25 protein-coding genes and 1 pseudogene are annotated in these 25,154 nt (G+C 39.8%); all 26 read right to left on the bottom strand.

The window, feature by feature from the left end:
* Nucleotides 1-4: 4 nt before the first annotated feature.
* Nucleotides 5-928 carry a fumarylacetoacetate hydrolase family protein gene (locus ACFSO7_RS08285; protein ID WP_377876836.1) on the bottom strand — a complete coding sequence of 308 codons (924 nt, stop codon included), beginning with the start codon at nt 926-928 and terminating at the stop codon, nt 5-7.
* Between the two features lie 10 nt (nt 929-938).
* Nucleotides 939-1,550, bottom strand: coding sequence for a flavin reductase family protein (locus tag ACFSO7_RS08280; protein ID WP_377876835.1), 612 nt, complete (start codon nt 1,548-1,550; stop codon nt 939-941).
* The gene (gene hisC / locus ACFSO7_RS08275) at nt 1,525-2,655 is read right to left on the bottom strand and encodes a histidinol-phosphate transaminase (RefSeq protein WP_377876834.1); all 1,131 of its coding nucleotides are present in this window, start codon (nt 2,653-2,655) and stop codon (nt 1,525-1,527) included. Before hisC ends, ACFSO7_RS08280 begins: the two co-directional genes overlap by 26 nt.
* 304 nt (nt 2,656-2,959) lie before the next feature.
* Entirely contained in the window at nt 2,960-4,078 is a 1,119-nt protein-coding gene (gene hppD / locus ACFSO7_RS08270; RefSeq protein WP_377876833.1) for a 4-hydroxyphenylpyruvate dioxygenase, read from the bottom strand.
* Between the two features lie 20 nt (nt 4,079-4,098).
* Entirely contained in the window at nt 4,099-5,532 is a 1,434-nt protein-coding gene (gene lpdA, locus ACFSO7_RS08265; RefSeq protein ID WP_377876832.1) for a dihydrolipoyl dehydrogenase, read from the bottom strand.
* Nucleotides 5,532-6,704: a dihydrolipoamide acetyltransferase family protein gene (locus ACFSO7_RS08260; RefSeq protein WP_377876831.1), complete on the bottom strand. Its 1,173-nt coding sequence runs from the start codon at nt 6,702-6,704 to the stop codon at nt 5,532-5,534. Before ACFSO7_RS08260 ends, lpdA begins: the two co-directional genes overlap by 1 nt.
* A 12-nt stretch (nt 6,705-6,716) precedes the next feature.
* Nucleotides 6,717-7,712 carry an alpha-ketoacid dehydrogenase subunit beta gene (locus ACFSO7_RS08255; protein WP_377876969.1) on the bottom strand — a complete coding sequence of 332 codons (996 nt, stop codon included), beginning with the start codon at nt 7,710-7,712 and terminating at the stop codon, nt 6,717-6,719.
* The gene (gene pdhA, locus ACFSO7_RS08250; RefSeq protein ID WP_377876830.1) at nt 7,712-8,779 is read right to left on the bottom strand and encodes a pyruvate dehydrogenase (acetyl-transferring) E1 component subunit alpha; all 1,068 of its coding nucleotides are present in this window, start codon (nt 8,777-8,779) and stop codon (nt 7,712-7,714) included. The genes ACFSO7_RS08255 and pdhA overlap by 1 nt, the downstream gene beginning before the upstream one ends.
* 24 nt (nt 8,780-8,803) lie before the next feature.
* Nucleotides 8,804-9,910 (bottom strand): Leu/Phe/Val dehydrogenase, encoded by a 1,107-nt coding sequence (locus tag ACFSO7_RS08245; RefSeq protein WP_377876829.1) that lies wholly within the window; start codon nt 9,908-9,910, stop codon nt 8,804-8,806.
* A 163-nt stretch (nt 9,911-10,073) separates the two neighbouring features.
* Nucleotides 10,074-10,475, bottom strand: a complete 402-nt coding sequence (locus tag ACFSO7_RS08240; RefSeq protein ID WP_377876828.1) for a thioesterase family protein — start codon at nt 10,473-10,475, stop codon at nt 10,074-10,076.
* A gap of 22 nt (nt 10,476-10,497) precedes the next feature.
* A complete protein-coding gene (locus tag ACFSO7_RS08235; protein ID WP_377876827.1) occupies nt 10,498-11,292 on the bottom strand; it encodes an ABC transporter ATP-binding protein in 795 nt (264 codons plus the stop codon).
* Nucleotides 11,276-12,298 carry an ABC transporter permease gene (locus ACFSO7_RS08230; protein ID WP_377876826.1) on the bottom strand — a complete coding sequence of 341 codons (1,023 nt, stop codon included), beginning with the start codon at nt 12,296-12,298 and terminating at the stop codon, nt 11,276-11,278. The genes ACFSO7_RS08235 and ACFSO7_RS08230 overlap by 17 nt, the downstream gene beginning before the upstream one ends.
* Before the next feature lie 78 nt (nt 12,299-12,376).
* Nucleotides 12,377-13,393, bottom strand: a complete 1,017-nt coding sequence (locus ACFSO7_RS08225) for an ABC transporter substrate binding protein (protein WP_377876825.1) — start codon at nt 13,391-13,393, stop codon at nt 12,377-12,379.
* A gap of 246 nt (nt 13,394-13,639) precedes the next feature.
* Entirely contained in the window at nt 13,640-14,590 is a 951-nt protein-coding gene (locus tag ACFSO7_RS08220; RefSeq protein ID WP_377876824.1) for an NAD(P)H-dependent flavin oxidoreductase, read from the bottom strand.
* Between the two features lie 276 nt (nt 14,591-14,866).
* Entirely contained in the window at nt 14,867-15,742 is an 876-nt protein-coding gene (gene paaX / locus ACFSO7_RS08215; RefSeq protein ID WP_377876823.1) for a phenylacetic acid degradation operon negative regulatory protein PaaX, read from the bottom strand.
* Nucleotides 15,743-15,955: 213 nt separating this feature from the next.
* A complete protein-coding gene (locus ACFSO7_RS08210) occupies nt 15,956-16,732 on the bottom strand; it encodes an enoyl-CoA hydratase-related protein (RefSeq protein ID WP_377876822.1) in 777 nt (258 codons plus the stop codon).
* Nucleotides 16,733-17,938 (bottom strand): thiolase family protein, encoded by a 1,206-nt coding sequence (locus tag ACFSO7_RS08205; RefSeq protein ID WP_377876821.1) that lies wholly within the window; start codon nt 17,936-17,938, stop codon nt 16,733-16,735. It lies immediately after the preceding gene.
* A 15-nt stretch (nt 17,939-17,953) separates the two neighbouring features.
* A pseudogene (locus tag ACFSO7_RS08200) lies at nt 17,954-18,829 on the bottom strand (3-hydroxyacyl-CoA dehydrogenase); the annotation flags it as partial.
* A 37-nt stretch (nt 18,830-18,866) separates the two neighbouring features.
* The gene (locus ACFSO7_RS08195; RefSeq protein WP_377876820.1) at nt 18,867-20,384 is read right to left on the bottom strand and encodes an aldehyde dehydrogenase family protein; all 1,518 of its coding nucleotides are present in this window, start codon (nt 20,382-20,384) and stop codon (nt 18,867-18,869) included.
* A gap of 18 nt (nt 20,385-20,402) precedes the next feature.
* Nucleotides 20,403-21,176: an enoyl-CoA hydratase-related protein gene (locus ACFSO7_RS08190; protein WP_377876819.1), complete on the bottom strand. Its 774-nt coding sequence runs from the start codon at nt 21,174-21,176 to the stop codon at nt 20,403-20,405.
* Nucleotides 21,177-21,188: 12 nt separating this feature from the next.
* Nucleotides 21,189-21,968 carry an enoyl-CoA hydratase-related protein gene (locus ACFSO7_RS08185; RefSeq protein ID WP_377876818.1) on the bottom strand — a complete coding sequence of 260 codons (780 nt, stop codon included), beginning with the start codon at nt 21,966-21,968 and terminating at the stop codon, nt 21,189-21,191.
* Nucleotides 21,961-22,269 carry an EthD family reductase gene (locus ACFSO7_RS08180; RefSeq protein ID WP_377876817.1) on the bottom strand — a complete coding sequence of 103 codons (309 nt, stop codon included), beginning with the start codon at nt 22,267-22,269 and terminating at the stop codon, nt 21,961-21,963. Before ACFSO7_RS08180 ends, ACFSO7_RS08185 begins: the two co-directional genes overlap by 8 nt.
* A gap of 56 nt (nt 22,270-22,325) precedes the next feature.
* Nucleotides 22,326-22,820, bottom strand: coding sequence for a 1,2-phenylacetyl-CoA epoxidase subunit PaaD (gene paaD, locus ACFSO7_RS08175; protein ID WP_377876816.1), 495 nt, complete (start codon nt 22,818-22,820; stop codon nt 22,326-22,328).
* A gap of 17 nt (nt 22,821-22,837) precedes the next feature.
* A complete protein-coding gene (paaC, locus tag ACFSO7_RS08170; protein WP_377876815.1) occupies nt 22,838-23,641 on the bottom strand; it encodes a 1,2-phenylacetyl-CoA epoxidase subunit PaaC in 804 nt (267 codons plus the stop codon).
* The gene (gene paaB, locus ACFSO7_RS08165) at nt 23,619-23,984 is read right to left on the bottom strand and encodes a 1,2-phenylacetyl-CoA epoxidase subunit PaaB (RefSeq protein WP_377876814.1); all 366 of its coding nucleotides are present in this window, start codon (nt 23,982-23,984) and stop codon (nt 23,619-23,621) included. The genes paaC and paaB overlap by 23 nt, the downstream gene beginning before the upstream one ends.
* Nucleotides 23,985-24,000: 16 nt before the next feature.
* Entirely contained in the window at nt 24,001-24,906 is a 906-nt protein-coding gene (paaA, locus tag ACFSO7_RS08160; protein ID WP_377876968.1) for a 1,2-phenylacetyl-CoA epoxidase subunit PaaA, read from the bottom strand.
* Between the last annotated feature and the right edge of the window lie 248 nt (nt 24,907-25,154).

Here is a 25,154-nt window from a genome sequence, read left to right as displayed (position 1 = left end):
TTTCTCACCCTTCCGCAATCTTGTTTCGTAAAACTCCTAATTTTTCAATCTCTAATTCTACTAAATCTCCAGGTTCAAGCCAGCTATGAACCTCCTGACCTAATTCAAGAATGCATCCTGAACCTACCGTACCTGAACCAATGATTTCCCCAGGAAAAAGAGTCACTCCGTCTGATGCACGCTCAATCATTTCACCGAAAGAATAGAATAGATCCTTCATATTTCCTTCCGATAAAAGAACTCCGTTCACTTTGGCAGTCATATTTATGTTAAAACCTTTGCCACTGATCGCATCAAGAAGTTCGTCTTTTGTTAAAATATATGGACCAATCGAAGTAGCAAAATCCTTCCCCTTAGCAGGTCCGAGACCAACTAACATCTCTTTTCTTTGGAGGTCTCGTGCACTCCAATCGTTCAAAATACAGTAGCCAAAAATATAATCATCCGCCTGATCTCTAAGGATATCTCTGCCTTCTTTTCCAATAATACAGGCGATTTCTAATTCGTAGTCTAACCAGTAACATTGTTTTGGGCGTTCAATTAGTTCCTCTGGCCCCTTCATCACAAGATGATTGGAAAAATAAAAAACGGGAATCTCATACCATTCAGGAATCATTTCTAGTCCACGATTGCTACGAGCAGTTTTCACATGCTGCTCAAATGCGTAAAAGTCTCGGAAACTTCGAGGATTTGGTAATGGAGCCATTAATTTAACTTCCGAAAGTGAATAGACGCCTTTATCTTGATTTGTATAATTTTCTATCACACTTAATATAGGTAAGAATGTCTCATATGACTCAATGATTTCCAGCATATTGTTTGGTAGAACACCATTACTCGCAATAGCTACATCAACAACATATTCGGTACCAACTAAAATGCCAGCACGCTTTTTTTGTTCATTATTCTCAAATGTCACAAATTTCATCAGACTACTCCTATTTCTTTCGAATTAATTCAAAAGTATCAGCTAACGGTTTCGTATACATTTGTCCAGCTAAGCGCCCGACTGGTAATAATTTTTCCGATAAAATACGACCTTTATCATAGAGTTCATCCATTATATGAACATGGACTACTTTACCGATGACAAGACTTCCTGCTCCTGGATGGCTTCCAAAATCCAATAATTCAAATAATTCACATTCCAACTGGACTTTTGATTCCCCGATCCGCGGTGCTTTTACTTGAACGCTATTCATCTTAGTAAGTCCTGAAAATTCAAACTCATCAATTTCATTTGGTAACTCTTTTGCACAATCATTCATTTTTTCCACAAAATCTTCACTTACGATATTAATAACAAACTCTTTCGTCTTTTCAATATTAACTAATGTATCTTTCTTAGCCCCATCTGTTCCGCGCCGCATGGGTGAAAAGCAGACAAGCAAAGGGTCTGCACAAATCGCCGTAAAAAAACTAAATGGTGCTGCATTAGCAATTCCATTTTCATCTATAGTGCTTACGAAAGCAATTGGCCGAGGTAATATCGAGCCTACTAATAGTTTATACGCTTCTTTCCAATCAAGAGAGGCTGGATTGATTTCCATTATTCATTACCGCCTTTTTGTTATAAAAGTGTTCAAAGACTTGGAGTATTTGATCTTGGTCTTCGTGGGTTCCAAGCGTCATTCTCATGCAGCCATTATATTCTGGAAACGGGAAAAATCGTACAACAAGACCTTGCCGCAGTAAGGCTTCATTTAAATCTTCCGGACTTTCTAGGTTATAAATAAATAAGAAATTGGTTTGAGAAGGAAAAAAAGAAATATTCATATCAGTTAACGAAGAAGATAAATAATTTCTTTCAATGGCATTTTTATCTTTGCAAGCCTGGACAAAAGCTTGATCCTTTAATGCGGCAATAGCGGCATTTTGGGCAAACTGGTTCACGTTAAAGACTTCTTTTACCTTCACTAGTTGTTCTCGAACGGATGGATGCATGATTCCATAGCCGACACGAAGCGCAGCGAGTCCATACACTTTTGAAAAGGTTCTTAGTATAACTAAGTTTGAATATTTAGCTAATAAGGAGATCGAGTCCACCTTATGTTCATCTGCCATATACTCATCGTAAGCCTCATCAAGCACAATCAGAATATGTGATGGAATCTTTCCAATAAATTCCTTTAATTGAAGCGGATCCACACAAGTCCCCGTTGGGTTGTTAGGATTACAAATAAAAATCATCTTTGTTTGTTCGCTAATGGCTTCAAACATTCCTTGAAGATCATGCGTACCTTCAACTAATGGCACAAATTTAGATGTACCACCTTCAATCATGACATTTGATTTATAAATTGGGAATGTGATATCAGCCATGATTGCTTCATCTCCATTGGAGATGAACGCTCTTGTTAGCAGCCGTATAAGCTCTTCGGAACCATTACCGATAAGAAGGTTCTCACTTGATACTTTAAGATGTATGGATAGTTGTTGACATAAATTCCCCGTTGCTCCATCCGGATAAATCTGTAATGAATGAATGGAATTTCTTAACTCTTCTTCGACCATTGGTGAAAAACCGTACACATTTTCGTTATCCGACATTTTTCGAAGGAACGGTGGTTTGTATTCATTTTGAATATCTTCTAATGTTTTACCTAATGGATATGGCTTAATTTGTTCAATTTCTCTTTTTGCTTTTACGTTCATCACTACACCTCAGATAGGGGAGGAAAAAATTCCTCCCTTTTGTAATTGTCTAGCTCCAGCGCCTAGCCCCGACGTACAGGAAGTACTAGTGTCGACAATGCGACAGGACGTCGCGTTTTTGTCGACCTCGAGGTCAAATGTTCGCCACCCAAAAAGTCAAAGAACGACTTTCCGGGTGGATAAGCATTTGCTTAGCAAACCAAAGAACGGTTTGCATAAGTGCGACTAGGTCTCTGGCTTCGCTACTCTTGCCAATCGACCAGTCTTCTTTATCGGGGCTGCAAGGCGCTTCCGCTTTTCTTATTTACAGATTTCCACGTCTTTCCTGTTCACGTTCAATGGATTCAAATAGTGCTTTGAAGTTTCCTTCTCCAAATCCTCTTGCCCCTTTACGTTGGATGACTTCCACAAATAAGGTTGGTCTATCAACGATTGGTTTTGTGAAAATTTGTAGTAAGTAGCCTTCGTCATCACGGTCTACTAAAATATTGAGCTCTCGAATTTTATCAATTTCTTCGTCAATTTTTCCAACACGTTCTGATAACATTTCATAATAAGAGTCTGGCGTAGATAAGAATTCAACGCCATTATCACGAAGAATACGAACCGTTTCAATAATATCCTCTGTTAAGATGGCAAGATGTTGCACACCAGCCCCGTTATAAAACTCAAGGTATTCTTGAATTTGTGATTTTCTTTTTCCTTCAGCTGGTTCGTTAATTGGGAATTTAATTCTACCGCCATTGTACATAACCTTAGACATTAACGCCGAATACTCGGTTGTAATGTCTTTATCAGTAAAATGCTTCATTTCTTTGAAGCCCATTACATTGGCGTAGTAGTCTACCCATTCAGGCATGCTTTCTACGTTTCCAACTACATGATCCACGGCAATAAAGCCTGCATCATGAATAGGCATAGAATAGCCTTCAATTGGTTCAAATCCAGGCATGAAAGCGCCTTTATAGTCTTTTCTTTCCACTAGTGTATGGACCGTGTCTCCGTAAGTCCCGATAACTGCTTTTTTAACAGTTCCATGTTCGTCCTTCAGTTCGTAAGGTGGTGTAATCGCAATCGCACCTCTAGAAACCGCTTCATGGTATGCTTTTTCTACATCATCAAACAATAAGGCGATATCTTTCACGCCATCACCATGTAATTTGACGAATTGTGAAATTCTCGTATCTTCTTTTAACGATCCAGTAATGACAAGACGGATTTTACGTTGTTGAAGAACATAAGATACAGTTTCACGATTACCTGTTTCTAATCCAGAGTACGCTACTGGTTTAAATCCGAATGCTGTACAGAAATAGTGACATGCTTGCTTTGCATTTCCTGTATAAATTTCTAAATAATCGACATCCTTAACTGGGAAAAAATCCTCAACTTTTTGATTCGTTACATTTGCTTGTTCTTTCATTTTTATTTCCTCCTTAAATTTTATATAGTTACTTTATTTTGAATCTTTTTTGGTGGAATATGGACGGCCATATCTTTAAGTGATTCGACTGCTTCTAATAATCCTTCGTTTATACTTGGATGTGGATATAGAGGGAATGTTAAATCTTCTTCCCTTGCAACCATTTCTAAAGAAAGAATGCCACTTGAAATGAGCTCAATGGCTCCTTCCCCCATCATATGAATGCCTAATATTGTTTCGTTTTCGGCATCAGATATGACCTTTATAAAACCTTCTTTCTTTCCTAAAAGTGTCGCATATCCATTACTTGCTAATGGAAACTGGGCTATATTTACTTTCAGTCCTTGTTCTATAGCATATTCTTCCGATATGCCAACTGTGGCTATCTGTGGTTGAAAATGGACAATTTTTGGTAGAAAGAAAGGATCAAACTCTGCTAACTTACCTGCGATGGATTCTGCTGCTACTTTCCCTTGTTTTATTGCCTTTACAGCAAGTGCCGGTCCTTCTGTAACATCACCTACTGCATAAATCGTGGCTAACGATGATTGACATTGTTTGTCTGTTACGATGAACCCATGTTTATCTAAGATGACTCCAATTTTTTCTAAACCTAATTGCTTCGTATTGGGAACGGTGTTTGTTGCTAGTAGTAAATGAGTTCCAGAGACACTTACTTTTTCGTCAAGGGTAGTTATTTCCACCTGTATCACATCATTTAAACGTTGCACGCCTGTTAATTGGACATTTTTAATCAATTTGATTTTCTTTTTCTTCAATATTCTTTTGACTTCTTTTTCAATGGAAGGATCGAAACCGAAGTCTTCCTTGTCTAGTAAAATTGTTACCTCTGACCCAAAGGTATGAAAAGAACTAGCCATTTCCAGCGCCATTTCATTATGACCATAAATCAATAGATGACCAGGAATTTCCGTCATGTCTAAAATCATTTTTGAATTAAAAATCTTATCACCATTTGGAATAATCCCATTGATCTCTTCTGGAATGCTACCTGTAGCGATGACGGCTTGATTAAATTTGAAAACCTCAAAGTGATCTCCTGAGTCAATCCCAATTCTGTCATCACTTAGAAAATAAGCATTACCGTGGACCATTTCAACTTTATTTGCTTGGACGAGAGCCTTGACCCCATTTTTCAGTTGATCCATTACTTTTCGTTGATAGTTTCTTAATTTTTCATAATGAAAGATTGGATTAGCGTCACCAATTCCCATTTCTTCACTATCTTTGAACAAATTTATTCTCGCTGCTGCTGTAGTGAGAATTTTAGAAGGAATACAGCCTTCGTTTAAGCAAACTCCACCGAGTTCATTCTTCTCGATGAGGGTTACTTTTTTCCCAAGTTGGGCTGCACGAATGGCTGCGTGGTACCCTCCAGGTCCTCCACCGATGATGACAATATCCTTTTCATGAGCTAGTTCACCAACTACCATTAAATCAACTCCAATAACATGAGTTTCGGGTTTTCGATGAACTCTGTTAGTCTATTTGTGAAGGCAACAGCTGTTGCTCCATCAGCTACTCGGTGGTCAAAGGACATGGATATGTTCATCATTGGACGTATGACAATCTCATCAAGTTCGGTAACAACGGCTCTTTTCTTCGTTTTATGAAACGATACGAGTGCCACTTCAGGATGTTGAATAATCGGTGTTGCCCCTATACTTCCACCTAATGGACCAACATTACTGATGGTAAAAGTCCCGCCAGTAATATCCTTCATTGTTAGTTGGTTTTGTAGAGCTTTTTCAGTTAGATCTTTTAATTCTTTATGGATGATGGTGATCGTTTTTTGTTCGACGTTACGGATAACAGGAACCATTAAACCATCTGGAGTATCGACTGCAACCCCGATATGATGTTCGTTTATTAAATGAATGTTTTCTTTCTCTTCATTTAATTGTGCGTTAAAAATAGGAAACTCTTTTAAACTAAGTGATAAAGCTTTTATGAAAAAGGCTGTTGCGGTAATAGAACGATTCATTTGTTTTAATTCACTGCGAAATTCAAGCAATTGACTGACATCGATCTCTTCAAAATGTGTACAATGAGCAATGGTTTGTAAGGAATGAACCATTTTTTTAGCGATTTGCTTACGCTTCCCTCTAAAAGGTAAAATGTCTCCTTGTATCGTTGTAGTTTCCTTGCTCTCGATTTTTTCTATAACGTTTGGTCGTTCCATTTGGATTTGTTTTTCGACTACTTTTGATTTTGAGTCAACGAAACGATAGACATCTTCGTCAGTAATGCGACCACCTGGACCTGTTCCTATAATTTCTTCAATAAGGACGCCTTTTTCCCTGGCAATTTTCCGGGTAAAGGGTGACGCCAGAATGCGAAGATTCATTTTACTAGTTTCTGAGGGTTCATTTGCTTCTTTTTCTAATATGAGTAAGGTTGAACCTACAAGAATATTTTCTCCAGCGACTGCTTTTAACTCTTTTATTACACCAGAAGCTGGTGCTGGAATTTCTGCTGTCATTTTATCCGTCTGGACTTCGACGAGAGGCTGATCAGCTTTGACAAAATCTCCTGGCTTTACAAAAAAGCAATTGATTGTCGCTTCGGTCATCCCTTCACCAATGTCACTAAGCTTAATTTCCATCACATCACCTCCTTAGAACTTCATTACTTTTTCAATTGCTTGGATGACCCTCTGTGGAGTTGGTAAGTAATGATCCTCAAATCCGAAATAGGGAACAGGTGCATCAAATCCAGTTACTCTTTCCGCCGGTGCTTTTTGGTAAAGAAACGAGGTGTCATTAATGATTGAAATGATGTCATTTCCTACACCACCTGTTGCGTGTGCTTCGTGGACAATGACCGTTCTTCCTGTTTTCTGAACGGATTCAGCTATGAGCTCATGATCTAAAGGATAGAGGGTCCGAAGATCAAGCACATCACAATGTACTCCTTTTTCCTTCATTTGATCGGCGGCTTTTAGTGCTACAGGTACCATTGCCCCCCACGAAATGATTGTGACATCTTCACCTTCCTTTAGTCGTTTACCTTTACCGATTTCTACTGTGTACTTTCCTTCTGGAACCTCAACACGTGTGGAACGGTAACTTCGCATTGGTTCTAAGAAAAGAACTGGGTCCGGGTCCTCGATTGCTGCAATGAGAAGCCCTTTTGCATCATATGGATTGGATGGACAAACGACCTTAATACCAGGCATGTGAGTGAATATGGCTTCCGTGCTATCACAATGAATCTCAGGTGCACGGACTCCAGCTCCATAAGGTGCACGGATAACCATCGGAACGGTGTAATGTCCCATTGTTCTCATTCGTAGTCTTGAAGCATGTGTCATAATTTGTTCATATGCTGGGTATATAAAACCTAAAAATTGAATTTCGATGACGGGAAGAAAACCATTAACGGCCATTCCTATCGCAGCCCCAACAAATCCTGCCTCACTTAGAGGTGTATCTAGGACTCGAGCTTCGCCATATTTTTCTTGAAGTCCATCTGTCGCCCGAAAGACACCGCCGTTTTTGCCAATATCTTCTCCTAATAGAATGACTTGCTCGTTCTCCTTGAGCATGCAATCCATGGCATCATTGATGGCTTGAACGAGAGTAAGTGTTTTCGTTTCTACCATAGAATTCATCATGGATTCACCCCTATTAATCTCAAATAATCTTCTTTTTGTTTTTGAATTCCCCAAGTCGGTTCGGCAAATACATGATCAAATATGTCTGCCGGATTTGCTGCTGGAAAGTTCTCCATTTCTTCGACAGCTAAATCAATTTCTCTTTGGGACTTTTCTTCGATTTCTTCGATCCATTTTTCATCATATATCCCTTCATTCCTCATGAATCTCTCAAGACGTAATAATGGATCGGTCGTATTCCTGCGGCTTTGACTACTCATTTGATCTCTATACTTAGAAGGATCATCAGCTGTTGTATGGGCACCGTATCTCCAGGTGATCGCTTCGATTAACGTTGGCCCTAGCCCATTTCTTGCTCTTTCAAGTGCTTTTAGCGTCTCAAAATATACAGCAAATACGTCATTCCCATCGATTCTAACCCCTGGAATATTGTACGCTAGTGCTTTCTGTGCAATTGTTTCACTACTCATTTGCTTATTGATCGGGACTGAAATCGCGTATCCGTTATTTTGATTAAAAAGGACAACAGGAGCTTTCATGACACTTGCGAAATTGATTCCTTCGTGAAAGTCACCTTCTGACGTGGCGCCATCTCCAAAATAAACGATAGCCGCATTTTTAGTCCCTTTTCGTTTTTCCGCATAAGCTGCACCGGCAGCATGAGGAATTTGGGTGGCAATCGGGATCGCTGGAGGGAATATTTTTTTCCCGCCAGGAGGAATGCATCCCTCATTTCGACCATTCCAAAACAACAAAATATTGCGTAAGGAGTGTCCGAAGGTCATCGCTGCTCCGTGGTCACGATACGTTGGGAATAACCAGTCATCCTTTTGTAAGGCTAATGCACTTCCGACCTGTGAAGCCTCTTGCCCTTCAAATGGTGCATATGTACCAATTCGGCCTTGACGCTGAAGACTGATTGCTTTTCGATCAAATGTTCGGATTCGAAGGCAGTGTTGATAGAAATTCAGCGTCATTTCATCAGTAATTTTTGATCGAACATTGTTGTTTTGTATATGTCCACTTTCATCTAGTACTTGTAAAATGGGGAAATTTTCAATCACTTTATCACTCCTTAGATGCTTTACTTACGTTCTAACTGACCATTTAGGACGCTTCATATGTGAGAAAAAGCTGTTTCGACGAGTCCTTGTTTCGATTCTGTTTTCACAAAATGAATTCGCTGCTTCAATCGTTGTGATTCCAGCATCAGCTGCATGCTTATAAATATCCAGTAAGGAATTGTAAATCGCTTTTGTTTGTCTCATGACACGATCTTTATTTGGTGTATACAGTTCATCAGCCACTTGAATTAATCCGCCTGCGTTGACAATATAATCCGGAGCATACATGATTCCTTTTTCGTGAAGAATTTTTCCATGTCTCATTTCTAGTAATTGATTGTTAGCTGAGCCAACGACTGCTTTTACATGGAGTTGATCAATCGTGTCGTCATTAATGATTCCACCCATAGCGCATGGGATAAATACATCGGCTGGACAGCTATAAATTTCATCACTTGAAACAACTTTAATTCCTGCACCGATTTCTTTTGCTTTAGCTACAAGTTGATCAATGGCGGCTTGATTAATATCAGTAACAAAAAGGTCTGCACCTTCTTCTAATAAACGTTCTGCTACTTTGTATCCCACTTTTCCAAGTCCTTGAATCGAGTAGCTTCGGTTTGCTAAGTCCGTTGTTCCCCACTGGAATTGACTAGTTGCTTGAATTCCGTATATGACTCCTTGAGCCGTTGGAATCGAAGAATCTCCACTTCCTCCATAAGCTTCATCTACTCCGACAATACAATTCGTTTCTTTTAAGGCATGAACGAAGTCATCAGGACTAGTTCCCATGTCTGTTCCTGTATAGAAGCGACCATTTAGTGATTCGACAAATTGACCGAAAGCTCGGAATAGCTCTGGGCTTTTGTCTTTTGAAGGATCTCCGATAATAACTGCTTTCCCACCACCAAAGTCAACATCAGCAGCTGCGCACTTATAAGTCATCCCTTTTGATAATCGCAATACATCTTCTAAAGCGGCCTCTTCATTTTTATATGGAAACATGCGGCAGCCCCCTAAGGCTGGACCAAGTCTCGTACTATGGATCGCAATAATCGCTCTCAATCCAGTCGTCTCATCATTACAAAACACAACCTGCTCATGCTCGCGAATCTTCTCAAATACATTCATGAAAAACCCTCCTAAAAAATAATAGCGCTTTCATCCTTTAAAGTAGCGGGGGTCAGTCCCCCGTCGCTTTAACGCGATGGGGGACTGACCCCCACCACTTCACCGCTTTAAAGGATGTAATTCTTCTTTACACAAAAAAACCAACCTCATGGAGGTCGTTCGTTTAAGATGGACTGGAATGCTTTGTAAGCATTTCCATAATTTTTTGTTTTGGAACGATTACTTGTTTTACTTCGCCAATGCCGACTAACTCTGATTCTCGAAATACAGATACCTTTGTTACTACTATATTTCGGTTATATTCGATTAATTCGGCCTTGATTGTAAGTTGTGATCCTTCAGGTGATGCGGCGATATGCTTTGCTGAAACGGCTCCACCCATTCCTTCTTCATGATCCTCTAAATAAGGCAGAATGATTTTACGAGAAGCCCATTCCATGTGGTATATCATCGAAACAGTGGAGTAAGCAGGATGAACCACATTACCTTCGAATTGGGCAAACATATTTGGAGTTACTTTTGTGTAAATCGTTTCTGTTTGACCTACTTCTAATCCTGGTTTCATCCTAAACCCTCCCAACCCGCCATTATGATAATAACGCTCTGTCGTTCGTCATTTTTGACCCGCGTATCCGTTGAAACTCAACTAGCAAATCATCAATACTTAATTTTTCTTTTGCTGCTTCATCTACTTCTAAAATAATTTGACCTTTGTCCATCATAATGAGACGATTTCCTAAATCAATGGCTTGCTGCATATTATGAGTAACCATTAAAGTAGTTAAACTGTATTTGGCTACAATTTCTTTAGTGAGCTGTGTAATTAGCTCGGCACGAGAAGGATCAAGGGCAGCTGTATGCTCATCTAGTAACAAAATTGCGGGTTCAGTAAAAGTGGCCATTAATAGAGAAAGTGCTTGTCGTTCTCCACCCGAAAGCAAACCAACTTTTGCACTCAAACGATTTTCTAGTCCTAAATGAAGTGATTCTAATACTTCACGGAAATAATCCCTTCTAACCTTCGTCACACCCCACCGTAATGTCCGTTGTTTATTCCTTGAGTAAGCCATCGCTAAATTTTCTTCAATTGTCATTGATGGTGCGGTTCCTGCCATCGGATCTTGAAAAACGCGTCCAATGAGTTTCGCTCGTTTGTATTCAGATAAATAAGTAACCTTTTGTCCATTTAAAAAGATGGACCCTATATCGGGCTGGAGGACACCGGAAATCATATTCATTAAAGTGGATTTCCCTGCCCCATTACTTCCAATCACCGTTACAAAATCACCTTTTTTCAAGGAGAGACTTACATGATCTAGGGCGACTTTTTCATCGGGGGTTCCTTCATTGAAAACTTTATGAATATTATTTAAGTTCAGCATTGGCATCCCCCTCCCGATTAGATGTAGCACTATTAATATGTAATTGTCCTTTTCGGCGTAAAGCTTTACGTTTTCGCTCACGGTAAGAATCCATTATTTTTGGCATGATTAAAGCGATAATGACGATCGTAGCGGTAATTAATTTCATATCACCTGGTTTAAGGAAATCAACACGTAAAGCCATCGATACGACAATCCGATAAATAATCGCTCCACCAATGACTGCTAATGTCGTACGGGCAATGGATTTCGTACCGAAAAGTGCTTCCCCAATGATGACAGAGGCTAATCCGATAATGATCATTCCGATCCCCATTCCAACATCTGCAAATCCTCCTTGTTGAGCGATAATCGCTCCAGAGAAAGCAACCATTGCATTTGATATTCCTAATCCGATGATGATCAAAATATTCGTATTTGCTGAAAAGCTACGAATCATCCGTTTATTATCACCAGTCGCTCTCAATGCAAGCCCCACTTCCGTCTTTAAAAATGCATCTGTCAAAAACTTAATCACAAAGGTGACGATAATCATAAAGAACAAAATTCCCCATGTTTTTGGGAGATAATCACCAAGACCAACGGCAATAAGTCCTTTGTTTAAAAATGGATCGATGCCTGTTTTCGCCCACACTTCTTGCACTTTCGTTAACGCTGTTTCTTGATTAAGTAGTGGAATATTGGATCTCCCCATAATTCGAAGATTAATAGAATATAAGGCGATCATCATGAGTATTCCTGACAGTAACGCGTTAATTTTTCCTAAAGTATGAATGATACCCGTTATGCAACCGGCAAGAAATCCAACCACTAGGGCACATACCGTTGCTAAAAACGGATTTACTCCCGAAATAATTAGAACAGCTGAAACGGCTGCACCTGTTACAAAACTTCCATCAACCGTTAAATCCGGAAAATCTAATATTCGAAATGATAAATATACACCGAGTGCCATAATCGCGTAGATGATGCCTGATTCAAATGATCCGAATATAGCAGTAAACAACTGGCCTCATCCTTTCTGCGAGAATTTATTATGTAAGGAACATAGGTGGATTACAACCTATGTTCCTTCGTTCCATTTTTATTCGCCTTCGAAAAACTCTACTTTTCCTTCCCACTCAGATTTAATTTCAACACCTTGTGCTTCAGCCGCTTTTTTATTGATGACCATTGTTAAAGTTTTCGGTAATTCTACAGGGATTTCAGAAGCTTTCTTCTCGCCTTTTAAAATTTTCGCTGCCATTAAACCTGTATCATAGCCAAGATCAAAGTATTGGAATCCGCTTGCTGCAACTGCACCCTTCTTCATTGAATCCAGCTCACCAACAAATAATGGGATTTTTTTATCATTTGCTACGCCAATGACGGCCTCTAATGCCGAAACGACCGTATTGTCAGTTGGAATATAAATCGCATCCACACGTCCAATTAATGATTCAGTTGCTTGTTTTACCTCAGCAGATGTAGAAACAGAAGCTTTTTCCAATGAAGCTCCATTTGCTTTAGCTAATTCTTCAACCGCTTTCACTTGAACCTCCGAATTTTGTTCTCCAGAGTTATAAACAACACCAATTTTCTTGGCCCCAATTTCATTTGTAATAAAATCTATCGTTGTTTTTGTTGCGTCAGGGTGATTATCCGTTGTTCCTGTTATATTGTCTCCAGGCTCATCGAAAGATTTTACCAAACCAGCTCCAATTGGATCTGTTACTGAAGTAAAAAGGATCGGAATCTCTTTCGTTTCTTGTAAAGCACTTACCGCACTAGGAGTGGCATTAGCAAAAATCAAATCCACTTTATCCCCGACAAATTTTTCGGCAATCGGCTTTGTATTGTTCATATCAAATTGTGCATCTTGCATATCGAAGGTTACATTATCCCCTTCTTTAAAGCCTTGGTCCTCAAGTGCTTTAATAAAGCCTTCTGTTGCAGCATCCAATGAAGGATGGGCACCGAATTGGGTGAGTCCGATTTTGTACTGCTTTTTCTCGTCATCTTTCGGCTTTTCACTTGTAGTGTTGGTGCTGTTACTTCCACAACCAGCTAGCAGCAACATTCCCGCTAAAGCAAAAGATAGAGCATGAAACTTCTTTTTCATCTACTTTCCCCCTCAAAAATAAATGTCTTTATTTCTTTATTGGATTTTTGCTGAAAAAATGCTCATTTCTGTAATCGTTCTCAAAACCAATATGATATTTACTATTAACACCGTAAATATAACGTTATACTATCATTTTATTGTCGTAAAAGTCAATAATATTCTAAAAATTTAGCATAATTAAAAAACTCATTTTTTACAATAAAAAAAGCGTACAATGTTTCGACAAAGTACGCGTTAGTTAAGTTAATAGAATAATTGAACAGCTTTTTGCAGTTCTTGCTTGGCATCCCGCATCATCGTATCTAGTAGCTGTTTAACTGTAGGAATATCCCCTAATAATCCTGCAATTTGGCCTGCGTTCATGAAACCCTCTTCATCATTTCCTCCAAATGCTCCACGTTTATGATGATCCTCTGAAGTGAGTTGCAGATATTCTATCTCAGACATTCCGACATGCTCCATTTTTAATAGTTTTAAAGAATAAGGAGACTGGAGGAGGCGACGAATTTTTCCAACAGAGCGTCCGACAATCACTGTGCTCGTATCATCAGAGGATAGAAGTTTTTCCTTATATGTAGGATGAAATGGTGCTTCCTGAGTGGCAATGAATCTTGTTCCCATTTGAACACCACTAGCACCTAAAGTAAGCATTGCAGCAAGTCCTCTTCCATCTGCGATCCCACCTGCAGCAACTACTGGTATTTGGACGGCATTCACAATCTGAGGAATAAGCGTTAAAGTAGTTGTTTCATATGGCGAGTTAATCCCCGCAGCCTCATATCCTTCAGCAACCACAACATCCACACCAGCAGCTTCCGCCTTCAATGCATGTTTCACAGATGCGACAACAACAATCACTTTAATATTATGTTCATGCAGTTTTTTGATAAATGGAGCTGGATTACCTGCTGACAATGACACAATTGGAATTTGATAATTTATGACAAGTGAAAGCATTTCTTTTAAAAAAGGTGTCACACTAATGGGGATATTGATAGCAAATGGCTTATTCGTTAATTTTTTCGTTTCGATGATGATTTCTTCTACTTCATCTGGGGACATCGTGCCCACGCCTATTGTTCCTAGTCCACCAGCCTCTGAGACGGCAGCAGTGAGAGGTGCATTACTAATATTCCCCATTCCACCTTGAATGATTGGATATTGTATGTTTAATAGTTTAGTAAGTTGATGCACAAAAATTCCCCCTTCGTTAAGTAAATGTTATATTATTTGTTAATTTTAAACAACAGGAAAAGTGCAAACGCTTTGATTAGCCCCGACAAGCAAATGCTTCGCCAGCCACAAAGTCGTTCTTTGACTTTTTGGCTGGCGAAACATTTGACCTCGAGTTCGACAATAACGCGACGTCCTGTCGCATTGTCGACACTAGTACATCATATACGTCAGGGCTAGGACGCTTGCGCTTGACAACAAAAAAAGAGCATCCCTATAGGATGCGGTAGTAGAATTCTATTCAAGTATATATGGATGGTCCATAACATCGTAATCTTCATCTTTTAAATCCAGTTCATTTCCCTCTTGAAAAACAGCTTCGAAAAAGCGTAGGGCTGGTTCAGCTAATTCTTTATAATATTCACTAAAGAGGGCTGCCGCATGTCCGCCTAACCATTGTTCGGGAAGAAGTTCTTCAGGTAATCCTGGGTCAACGAATAAAAATTTCCGATATTCGTGAACAAGCTTTGTTCTTTCCACAAAACATTCCGCGTCTGTCATTTGCCCCTTTTGGATTTTGTTTCGGTCGATAACATATTTTTGTGAATACTCGCCAATGAATTCCTGATATTTTAGATTGATTTCTTCTAAATTCCAGCTTTTTTCAACAATATTTTTATTTTGATGCGGACCTTTATATTCGGCAATAAAGAAATCGACATATGGCTCAATTTCGTATTTTTCGATTAAATCTTGTATTGTATTTTCTAATTTGTTAGCGGAAATCCAGCAACTGTTTGACATTGTTCCAAATCCACTCCAAACAAGTTCCTTTCGAAGTTCATCTCGGACGTTACGAATCTCCTCTGGAATCGTGTACATAAAGATTCGCCATTTGCCGTCCCATTTCTCCTGCTTCAACTTAAAAATCCGCTGTGCGGCTTCTTCAATTCTTTTTACGCCACGATCAGTTAAAGAATAATAGCTTTTGTTTCCGATCTTTTCCCCTTGGACCCAGCCTTGCTTATTCATTCTTGATATGGCTGCCCGAACGGCTTGATCATTATGACCAAATTCATTTAAAAATTTTATTAAACTGCCTATCCAAATTTTATTTCCATAATGAGAAATATAATCTCCATATAATGTAAAAACCATTGACCTTGTATTCACAATTGTATTCATCCCTTTTCTTTCACACTTAAATATTATTTTACTAAATTAAATAGAAAAGCGGAAGCGCCCGTTTAGCAACGTATGGACTGGTGCGCTCCGTATGAGATAAAGGAAACACGAAGAGCGTAAGCGATTCGATGTTGACTTATCGTAAGGAGGAGAGGGACAGTACACTAGTTGCTGGGCGCTGAAGCTAGACAATTTCTATGTCTATTTTCCTGTGAATACGGGTTTTCTTTTTTCATTAAAGGCAGTAAGTGCTTCCAATCGATCTCTTGTTGGTATAGTCATTTCATACGCTTGAGCTTCAATGTCTAGGCCAGCGGAGATATCAACATTTGCTCCTTGGTTGATCGCATATTTCGCTTGCTTTACAGCAATTGGAGCATTTTGAATGATTTCACTAGCCAATTTTTCACAAGAAGATTGTAAGCTATTTCTAGATACAACCTTCATTAATATGCCGCAATGGTAAGCCTCATACGTAGATATTTTCTTAGCTGTCAATATAAGCTCCTTCGCCTTCATTTCTCCAATTAGTCGGGTTAAACGCTGGGTTCCTCCCGCACCGGGGATGATTCCCCAGCTGACTTCTGTTAATCCCATCTGGGCTTGCTCAACGGAGATTCGAAAATCGCAGGCTAGCAAGAGTTCGAATCCACCTCCAAAGGCAAAACCGTTAATGGCAGCAATTGTTGGCTGTGGGAGATCCGCAACAGCTTGAAAAACATCGCGAATTTTCTTCACATTTCGTCTTACATCTGATTCTGAAAGGCTTAGTCGTTCCTTTAGATCCGCTCCAGCACTAAAGGCTTTTTCGCCAGCTCCAGTAAAAATAACAACACGAATTAGAGGATCTTTATCAATACGATCGACGACTTCCCCCAGTTCGCAGAGAGTTTCATAATTAAAGCAGTTTAAGACTTCAGGACGATTGATCGTTACATAGGCCTTCTGGTCTTTCACTTCAAAAAGGATATTATTCATTTAGAAACCTCCCTTTTCTACAATGGTGGAGATTCCTTGGCCGACACCAACACACATCGTAGCAAGTCCATATCTTGCTTCTCGCCTATGCATCTCATAAATGAGAGTCGTTAATATTCTTGCCCCACTTGCCCCTAATGGATGACCGTATGCGATTGCTCCGCCATTTACATTTACCTTTGTCTTATCTAACCCTAATTCTTGAATACAGGCGAGAGATTGAGAGGCAAACGCTTCGTTTAATTCAATGAGGTCGAGATCATCGATGGATAGATTAGCTCTTTTCAAAGCTTTACGTGTAGAAGCGATCGGACCTAATCCCATACAAGAGGGCTCGACTCCAGCAACAGCAGAAATAATATATTTTGCTAATGGTTTCAAATTTAATTGTTTTGCCTTTTCGGCACTCATTAATAGTAATGCCGCGGCACCATCATTGACACCAGAAGCATTTCCAGCGGTTACTGTTCCATTTGGAAATAGAGGTGACAATTTCTCAAGCTTTTCCATTGTGGTGTCTGGACGTGGATGTTCATCTTCATTAATAGTGAATAAGTTACCCTTTCTGTCGCGGTATTCCACCGGAATGATTTCATTTTGAAAAATTCCACTTTCTATGGCTTTTGCGGCTTTTTGCTGACTTTCATAGGCAAATACATCTTGTTCATGACGGGAAATGTCATATTTTCGTGCGACATTATCTGCTGTCTCTGGCATACTATCTGTACCATACATTCCTTTTAGTGATGGATTAGTAAATCGCCAACCAATGGTTGTATCGAACATTTCCATATTTCCGCGAGGGAAATCATCGTTTGGCTTTGCCATGACAAATGGTGCACGTGTCATGCTTTCTGTTCCACCTGCGATGAAAATATCTCCTTCACCTGCCATAATGGCTCTCGCCGCATAGTTTACTGCATCTAATCCAGATCCACAAAGTCGATTCATTGTTGTAGCCGCCACTTCAATCGGGAGTCCAGATAAAAGTGCAGACATCCGAGCTACATTCCGATTGTCTTCTCCTGCTTGATTGGCATTACCGAAAACAACTTCTTCTATTTCAGCAGGAATGAGAGCAGGATTTCGTTTGATTAGCGCTTTAATTACATTGGCTCCCAAGTCATCTGGACGAATATTTTTCAATGCACCTTTGTATCGTCCGAACGGGGTCCGAACGGCATCAATGATGACAACTTCTTTCATATGTACCCCTTCTTTCTATTCGGATTTGCGATAATCATATACTCCTCGACCTGTTTTTCTACCAAGGCGACCTGCTTTTACATATTGCTCCAGTAGTGGCGCAGGACGATACTTTTCACCTAATTTCTCATGTAAATACTTCAAATTGTTCAATCTCGTATCTAACCCAACTAAATCTCCGAGCTCGAACGGTCCCATCGGATAATTGAGCCCTAATTTAATCGCCTTGTCTATTTCTTCAGGAGTTCCTACCCCTTCTTGCAGCATGTAGAAAGCCTCATTTCCCACTAATGCACTCATTCGACTTGTTACAAAGCCTGGAAATTCTTTAATGGTGACCGTTTCTTTACCCATACTAATGGCTACTTGCTTTATTTTTTCAACTGTTTCATCACTTGTCTCAAGACCACGAACCATTTCAACTAGACGCATTTTTTGCACTGGATTAAAGAAGTGCATCGCCATTACTTTATCTGGTCGTTTAGTATAGGAGCCAATTTCGGTTGGACTCATCGTTGAGGTATTCGATGCAAAGATACAATCAGCTGTTGCATGTTGATCAATGACTTCGAAAATCGATTTTTTTATTTCTGCTACTTCTGGAACTGCTTCAATGACTAGGTCAGCTTCCTTCACTGCAGAAATTAAGTGGTTTGAATAGGTAAGTATAGCTCGCGCTTCATCCGCTGCATGCTGGGTAAGCTTTTCTCGTTGAATTCCTTTTTCAAAAATAAGTTCGATTTCTTTTTCTGCACTTTTCAATTGATTTTCATTGATATCAACTAAAGTCGTCTTAAATCCACCTAATGCGCTCACATAGGCAATTCCACGCCCCATGACTCCTGAACCAATGACTACGATGTTTTGCATAGACATACCTCCCAAAAGAAGAGAAGCACTCTTTAGAAACGAGTGCTCTCAGGTAAATTTATAAACCAAATGGATTTAAAGGACGGCTTCCAAAATAGGAAATGACGCTTTTCGTTTCACAATATAAATCAAGTGTCTCGATGCAAAGCTCTCGGCCGAAACCAGATTGCTTATAGCCACCAAATGGAGTTCCAGGGAATGCCGAGAACGGACAATTGACCATCACAATTCCTGCTTGAATTTGTTTAGAAACTCGAGTCGCACGGGCATAGTCCTTCGTCCAAATAGCAGAACCTAGTCCGTATTCGCTATTATTTGCACGTCCAATTACTTCTTTTTCATCCTTGAATGGTAAAACGACAACAACAGGACCAAAAATTTCCTCTTTCACAACTTTCATGTCGTCATGAACATTAGAAATAATTGTCGGTTCATACCAGAAGCCGTTTTCAAACCCTTCTACTTTTGCCTCTTTACCACCGGTAACAATCGTAGCACCTTCTGAAATCGCTGATTGAACGTAACCGTCAATAACCTCTAGTTGCTCTCGGCTAATGATGGCACCTACATGGGTTTCTTTAGCGCTTGGGTCACCAAGCTGAAGTTTTTTTGTTTTTTCGACAAATTTCTCCATGAATTCATCATAAATATCTTCTTGTACATATAGACGCGAACGTGCTTCACATGATTGACCTGTATTATAGAAAATTCCAAATAATGAGCCATCTACAGCAGCATCAATATCCGCATCAGAGAAAACGATATTAGGAGATTTACCACCTAATTCAAGCGTTACACGTTTTAAAGTTTCAGACGCTTTAGCCATAATATTTTTTCCAATAGGTGTGGATCCAGTAAATGCAACTTTGTCCACTTGAGGATGCTCTACTAAATAGTTGCCGATTTCTGATCCTGCTCCTGGGACGATATTGACAACCCCTGCAGGAACCCCTGCTTCGATACAAATTTCACCAAGTACGATGGCAGTTAGTGGAGTTAGTGTGGCTGGCTTGACAACAATCGAACAACCTACAGCAATTGCAGGGGCGATTTTCCAAGCCGCCATCATCATTGGATAATTCCAGGGGATGATTTGTGCGCAAACACCTACTGGTTCTTTTTCGGTAATATTTTGAAAAGCTCCTGGCATTGCATTATTGGCTCCGCGGTGACTGACAATCGCTCCAGCATAAAACTCAAAATCTTCAATTGCTTGCATAACCTGACCTTGTGCAGCACCTAGGGATTTACCTGTATCCAAAATCTCTAATTCTACTAATTCATTAAAACGCGCTCGCATGATTGAAGCGATTTTATTCAGTGTTCTCGATCTTTTGTTGACGGGAAAATGGCGCCATTTTCCATGGTCAAACGCATTTCTCGCCGCTTGTACCGCTTTTTCCGCATCTTCTTTTGATGCTTTTGCTACTTTAGCGATCGGTTCACCTGTTGCTGGTGCATATGTAATATACGTTTCACCGGTACTACTTTCGACACGCTCCCCATTAATGATCATCCAATAATGGTCGCGCTTTGTTTCTAACTGCTCGAATTTTTGTTCTTTAACTGAAGACACACGCTTCACTCCTTCTCATTAAACCCCTTTAAACTGAGGCTTTCTTTTTTCAATAAAGCTTCTCACACCTTCTGTATGATCGCTTGTTAATCCAGCGATTCGCTGTGCTTGAGCATCCAACTCTAAAAATTGATCATATTGAACATTCCAGCTTGACTGTAAGTTCTTTTTAATAAGTCCTATTGCTTTTGTTGGCATAGCAGCAAGTCGTTCCGCAAATTGACTTACTTCGTTGTCAAACGTTTCCATCGGAACAACCTTTGTAACAAGTCCAAGTTGATAGGCCTCTTCCGCTGACACTTTTTCTCCTAAAATGGCTAATTCAAGTGCTTTTGCATGACCAATTAATCGTGGAAGAAAATAGAGATTACCAGAGTCCGGAACTAATCCGACATGAATAAAGGCTTGAATAAAGCTCGCTTTTTCACTTGCGATTCGGAAGTCACAGGCTAGAGCTAAGCTAAATCCAGCACCTGCAGCTACTCCGTTTACAGCGGCTATTACAGGTTTTTCGCATGCTGCGATTGCTTTCATCATTGGGTTGTAGTGATTTCGAAGGACATCACCGTGATCCATCGTCTCGTCCACATCACCTAAATCCTGACCAGAACAAAAGGCTCTGCCAGAACCAGTTATCACAATGGAGCGGATTTCCTTGTCCTTTGTAGCATCTTTTACGGCTTTTTCCATTTCTTTATTTAACTGTTTCGTAAAAGCATTTAGTTTATCAGGGCGGTTTAACGTCAGCCAAGCGACTCCGTTGTGTTTTTCGTATTGAACGGTTTCAAACATATGCGGCACCCCTTATTTCCCTGTAAAATTTGGCTTTCTTTTTTCAATAAAAGCTTTCATCCCTTCCTTTTGATCCTCTGTTGAAAATAAAAGGGAGAAATTTTTCCGCTCAAATTGCATTCCTTCGTATAAGGAATGGTCGACCGCTTTTAACACCGCTTCCTTTATATAACGAATCGAAATCGGTGGTTGATTCGCTAAGTTTCGGGCAAATTTCATAGCCTCTTCCATTAACACTTCTTTGGAAATAAGTTTATTCACGACTCCGAATTGTGCCGCTTCTTTCGCTGATATTCTGGTACCGGTAAAAAGCCATTCCATCGCTTTAGTTTTCCCAACTAGTTTGGTTAATCGTTGCGTCCCGCCTGCACCTGGCATGATCCCAAGATTGACTTCTGGGAAACCAAACTCTGCATCATCGGCGGCCCATAGTAAATCACAGCAAAGTGCCAATTCAAATGCGCCTCCAAGTGCGAAACCGTGTACGACGCCAACGATTGGTTTTTTTATCCATGCGATTCGATCCCAGTCAGTAAATTGATTTAACAATTCTAAATCAGTGGAATTAACGGTAGCCATTTCATCAATATCAGCACCAGCTGCAAATGCACGACCTGCACCACTTAAGAGGATGACGCGGATATTTTCGTTGCGATCATACTCCTCCATGGCAGATAGTATTTCTGAAACCATTTTTCGATTTAAGGCATTTAAGACTTCTGGGCGATTGAGTTGAATATGTCCGATTGGCCCATCTGATTTGGTTAAAATATATTGAAATGAACTACTCATTCACTTCCTCACCAATCATAAGTGTGATGATATCACCAGCAAAAGACATGGCATCCTTCCCAGAAGCTTTTGCTTCGTCCGTTTTCATCGCTGCTTTGAAGGCAGCCATATCGTCATAATACATTTCACACATTAAGTAGTACTTGCCTTCTCCGCCCATTGGACTACCGATTACTTTCGTAACTTCCATTTTGCGTAAACCAGGGATTTTGGCTGTTAGTGGTGCATGTACCTCGTTGTAATATTTGTCGAATGCTTCCTTGTTTTCAGGATGTTTGTATAATGCGATCATTTTTATCATTTTTTCCATCTCCTAGATTGATATTTTATAGGTTACAAGTGTATGTTCTACTTTTCTTACATATTCGCCATCGGCTTCATTGCTTCAAAAGGGTTTTTACAACTCTTGCAGTACAAAATACTACGGCAAGCCGTTGGACCGAAGAGGTTTTCAAGTGTCGTATACGGTGAGCTACAATAAGGGCAATTGACCGTCCATTCTCCAGTTTCTGTGATGAAAGTTGGAGGAGGTGCAATGCCGAATTCAAGTAATTGACGTCTGCCATCTTCAGATATTCGATCAGAAGTCCACGGTGGATGAAGAAGAAACTCCACCTGAATTTCAGTAAATTCATTGAAGCAAGCTAATGCATTTATTACATTTCCCTTTATAATTTCAAGTGCGGGACACCCAAGAAAAGTAGGTAATAAATAAATACGTAGCTGCGGTTGATTGATTTCTACTTTTTCAATCATGCCAAGATCGATAATGGAAACCGATGTAATTTCAGGATCCTTTACCGTTTGAAGTACCTTTAAAATTTCCGTTTCTTGGATTGGCTTCTTCGCCATTATTTCACCAACTTCCTTTACCAGGTTGCAGTCGGGTCAAGCTGGTACACTTCTTTCAATGTTGCTAATGCTTCATCTAAATCCTTTGTATGCTCACCAATTCGTCCATTGCCATTTTTCATAGAAAATGGTGGTAGCGTTATTTGAACTTCTTCAAGAATCGGTGTCATTAATCGAAACCACTGATCATTTAAGTCTTTTGAACTGTTAATTAACCCTGTTTCAACCATTTCGTTTTCCTTAGCTCCTAAATGGAATAATCCTTCCATATCTTCAGTGACGATTCCAATGGCTGCCTCCATTCTCGTCCGCGCCTCCCCACCTGCTTTTAACAATTGGGTAAACCATGTTTTCCAGTGGAGAATATGATAATAGAGTTCTAGATTCACTCTAAGTGCAGCATGGCTCAAAGGTTGATGGCTACTATTTTTCAATGAGTCCATTTTCACCTTCTTTACCATCACATAAAAGTAGTTTCTTACGACTGCAAATGCCCAATCATAGCGCGGTTCCACTAAGTAATGGCCAGGCCCATTAACTTTTTCTAGTAAAATAGCATTTCGTCTTTCTGTAGCAGGTCGATGATGAGCGAGATCATTTGCGTCTCCGACACCGAGATTTTCGAGGAGTTGATAAAAGATGGCCGCATGCCCCATTGTATCTTGGCTAATAGACGAAAAGGCGACATCCTCTTCAATATGAGGTGCTAATCCTAACCATTCAGAACCGCGGTATGAAAGGATAAAATCATCATCTGCCAATTGAAAAAGCAATTCTCGAAGGGCTTCGGAACTATTATTAATCATTTGATTGTTCGACATGATTCCGTTTTCCTCCCCACGACAAAATTTCTTTTTCATCTAACATTTCTTGTTCATAGTAGCGCCACTTCTTTTTTAGATACCCATATCCTTTCGTGTTGCGGTAATCCTTGTTGTCTAAACGATGCAATGATTCCTTTTCATCTCTTGTCATTTTTCGGACATGAGATCGATTCACCACCCAAATGTCGGAAACAGGCTCGCGTCTCATGAAATTTTCCTGAGCCATGACTAACGCCATCTCTTCGTTAGGGGCTAATAATGAAAATTGATATTGCATCGGGGAGGTATCTGTTCTTTTACTAAATACTTCAAATTCTAGATAGAAGCCTTCACTTCCCATCTGGCATCCCTCCCTTTTAAGAGCTTTGTTTTCCAAGTGCTTTTCGAACCCATTCATTAGTTTCATAAGAAATTTTTCGCAGTCGTAATCGATCCTTTGATTTAGGACCATTATTTTTAATAATTTCTTTAAATTGACTCCAGTCCGGTTGTTTGTATACCCATATTTGTGCTGATTCGTCGAAATGCATGGAATCGTCTGGTAGTTTTAGTCCGAGAGAAAGCATTCTCGGAATGTATTTAGTAAAGAAGTCTTGACGCAGTTCCTCATTTGTTTTCGTGCGAATGCCGTATTTGATCGTGATATCCTGTTTAGATGTTCCTGTTGTCGAAGCATCACTTGGACCAAAGAACATTAATAATGCATCCCACCAACGATTGATAGAATCTTGAATCATCGCTCTTTGTTCAGGCGTTCCTTCTGCTAAAGCAATGATAATCGATTCCCCATGCTGAGCATGAAAAACTTCTTCTGCACAAATTCTTTTTAATGCTCTAGCATATGGACCGTATGAAGCATCAAGCATATTCGTTTGCGATATAATCGCCGCTCCATCTACTAACCATCCAATTAGTCCAGCATCTCCCCAAGTAGGGGCTTCCATATGGAACACATTATGAAACTTCAAGTCTCCGGAAAATAAGTCTTCCATTATATTTTCTCGATTTTTCCCGTAAGGTTTCATCAAATCTTCAGCAACCCTTAATAACAGCTGTCCATGACCCATCTCATCTTGAACCTTGGCCATGATGCCCAATTTCCTTCTTAAGGATGGTGCTTTTGGGACCCATTCCTTTTCCGGAAGTGCCCCCATAATTTCACTGATTCCATGCATGGAAATTAATTTAATTAACGTTTTGCGATAATCCTCAGGCATCCAATCATCTGCTTCAATCTTCTCACCCGCTTGAATCCGCTCCATAAATTTTAGGTAATTTTCATCCTCCGTTACTTGCCCTGAAGAAACTTTTTCACTCACTCTCTCCCACCTCCAGATAACGATCTTAATTAGTATGCTCGGCGCTCAATTTATATGACGTTAAATTATCGTAATACTAAATAAGCGTTATATATATTAGAACAAATGTAACTTGTAAATAGTAAAAAGTCAATAGACTTTTCAGAAAATTGTAAAACCTTAAGAATAATTCTCACCCTTTGGGTGCGATT

The sequence above is a fragment of the Bacillus sp. CGMCC 1.16607 genome, assembly GCF_042683745.1.
GTDB lineage: Bacteria > Bacillota > Bacilli > Bacillales > Cytobacillaceae > Pseudoneobacillus.
The sequence above is the reverse complement of the archived record's forward strand: the minus strand, read 5'-3'. Positions and strand labels throughout refer to the sequence as shown.

Coding starts and splice junctions, on each gene's coding strand:
- hisC (WP_377876834.1), bottom strand. CDS start 2,655: ATGAACGTAAAAGCAAAAAGAGAAATTGAACAAATTAAGCCATATCCA.
- ACFSO7_RS08190 (WP_377876819.1), bottom strand. CDS start 21,176: ATGTTTGAAACCGTTCAATACGAAAAACACAACGGAGTCGCTTGGCTG.
- ACFSO7_RS08245 (WP_377876829.1), bottom strand. CDS start 9,910: ATGAATGTATTTGAGAAGATTCGCGAGCATGAGCAGGTTGTGTTTTGT.
- hppD (WP_377876833.1), bottom strand. CDS start 4,078: ATGAAAGAACAAGCAAATGTAACGAATCAAAAAGTTGAGGATTTTTTC.
- paaB (WP_377876814.1), bottom strand. CDS start 23,984: ATGGGAAGTGAAGGCTTCTATCTAGAATTTGAAGTATTTAGTAAAAGA.
- ACFSO7_RS08210 (WP_377876822.1), bottom strand. CDS start 16,732: ATGAATAATATCCTTTTTGAAGTGAAAGACCAGAAGGCCTATGTAACG.
- paaA (WP_377876968.1), bottom strand. CDS start 24,906: ATGGAGCGGATTCAAGCGGGTGAGAAGATTGAAGCAGATGATTGGATG.
- paaC (WP_377876815.1), bottom strand. CDS start 23,641: ATGTCGAACAATCAAATGATTAATAATAGTTCCGAAGCCCTTCGAGAA.
- lpdA (WP_377876832.1), bottom strand. CDS start 5,532: ATGGTAGTTGGTGAACTAGCTCATGAAAAGGATATTGTCATCATCGGT.
- ACFSO7_RS08225 (WP_377876825.1), bottom strand. CDS start 13,393: ATGAAAAAGAAGTTTCATGCTCTATCTTTTGCTTTAGCGGGAATGTTG.
- ACFSO7_RS08280 (WP_377876835.1), bottom strand. CDS start 1,550: ATGGAAATCAATCCAGCCTCTCTTGATTGGAAAGAAGCGTATAAACTA.
- ACFSO7_RS08260 (WP_377876831.1), bottom strand. CDS start 6,704: ATGGAAATTAAGCTTAGTGACATTGGTGAAGGGATGACCGAAGCGACA.
- ACFSO7_RS08180 (WP_377876817.1), bottom strand. CDS start 22,269: ATGATAAAAATGATCGCATTATACAAACATCCTGAAAACAAGGAAGCA.
- paaD (WP_377876816.1), bottom strand. CDS start 22,820: ATGGCGAAGAAGCCAATCCAAGAAACGGAAATTTTAAAGGTACTTCAA.
- ACFSO7_RS08205 (WP_377876821.1), bottom strand. CDS start 17,938: ATGAAAGAAGTTGTCATCATTGATGCCGTTCGGACCCCGTTCGGACGA.
- ACFSO7_RS08255 (WP_377876969.1), bottom strand. CDS start 7,712: ATGAATTCTATGGTAGAAACGAAAACACTTACTCTCGTTCAAGCCATC.
- ACFSO7_RS08235 (WP_377876827.1), bottom strand. CDS start 11,292: ATGCTGAACTTAAATAATATTCATAAAGTTTTCAATGAAGGAACCCCC.
- ACFSO7_RS08185 (WP_377876818.1), bottom strand. CDS start 21,968: ATGAGTAGTTCATTTCAATATATTTTAACCAAATCAGATGGGCCAATC.
- ACFSO7_RS08240 (WP_377876828.1), bottom strand. CDS start 10,475: ATGAAACCAGGATTAGAAGTAGGTCAAACAGAAACGATTTACACAAAA.
- ACFSO7_RS08285 (WP_377876836.1), bottom strand. CDS start 928: ATGAAATTTGTGACATTTGAGAATAATGAACAAAAAAAGCGTGCTGGC.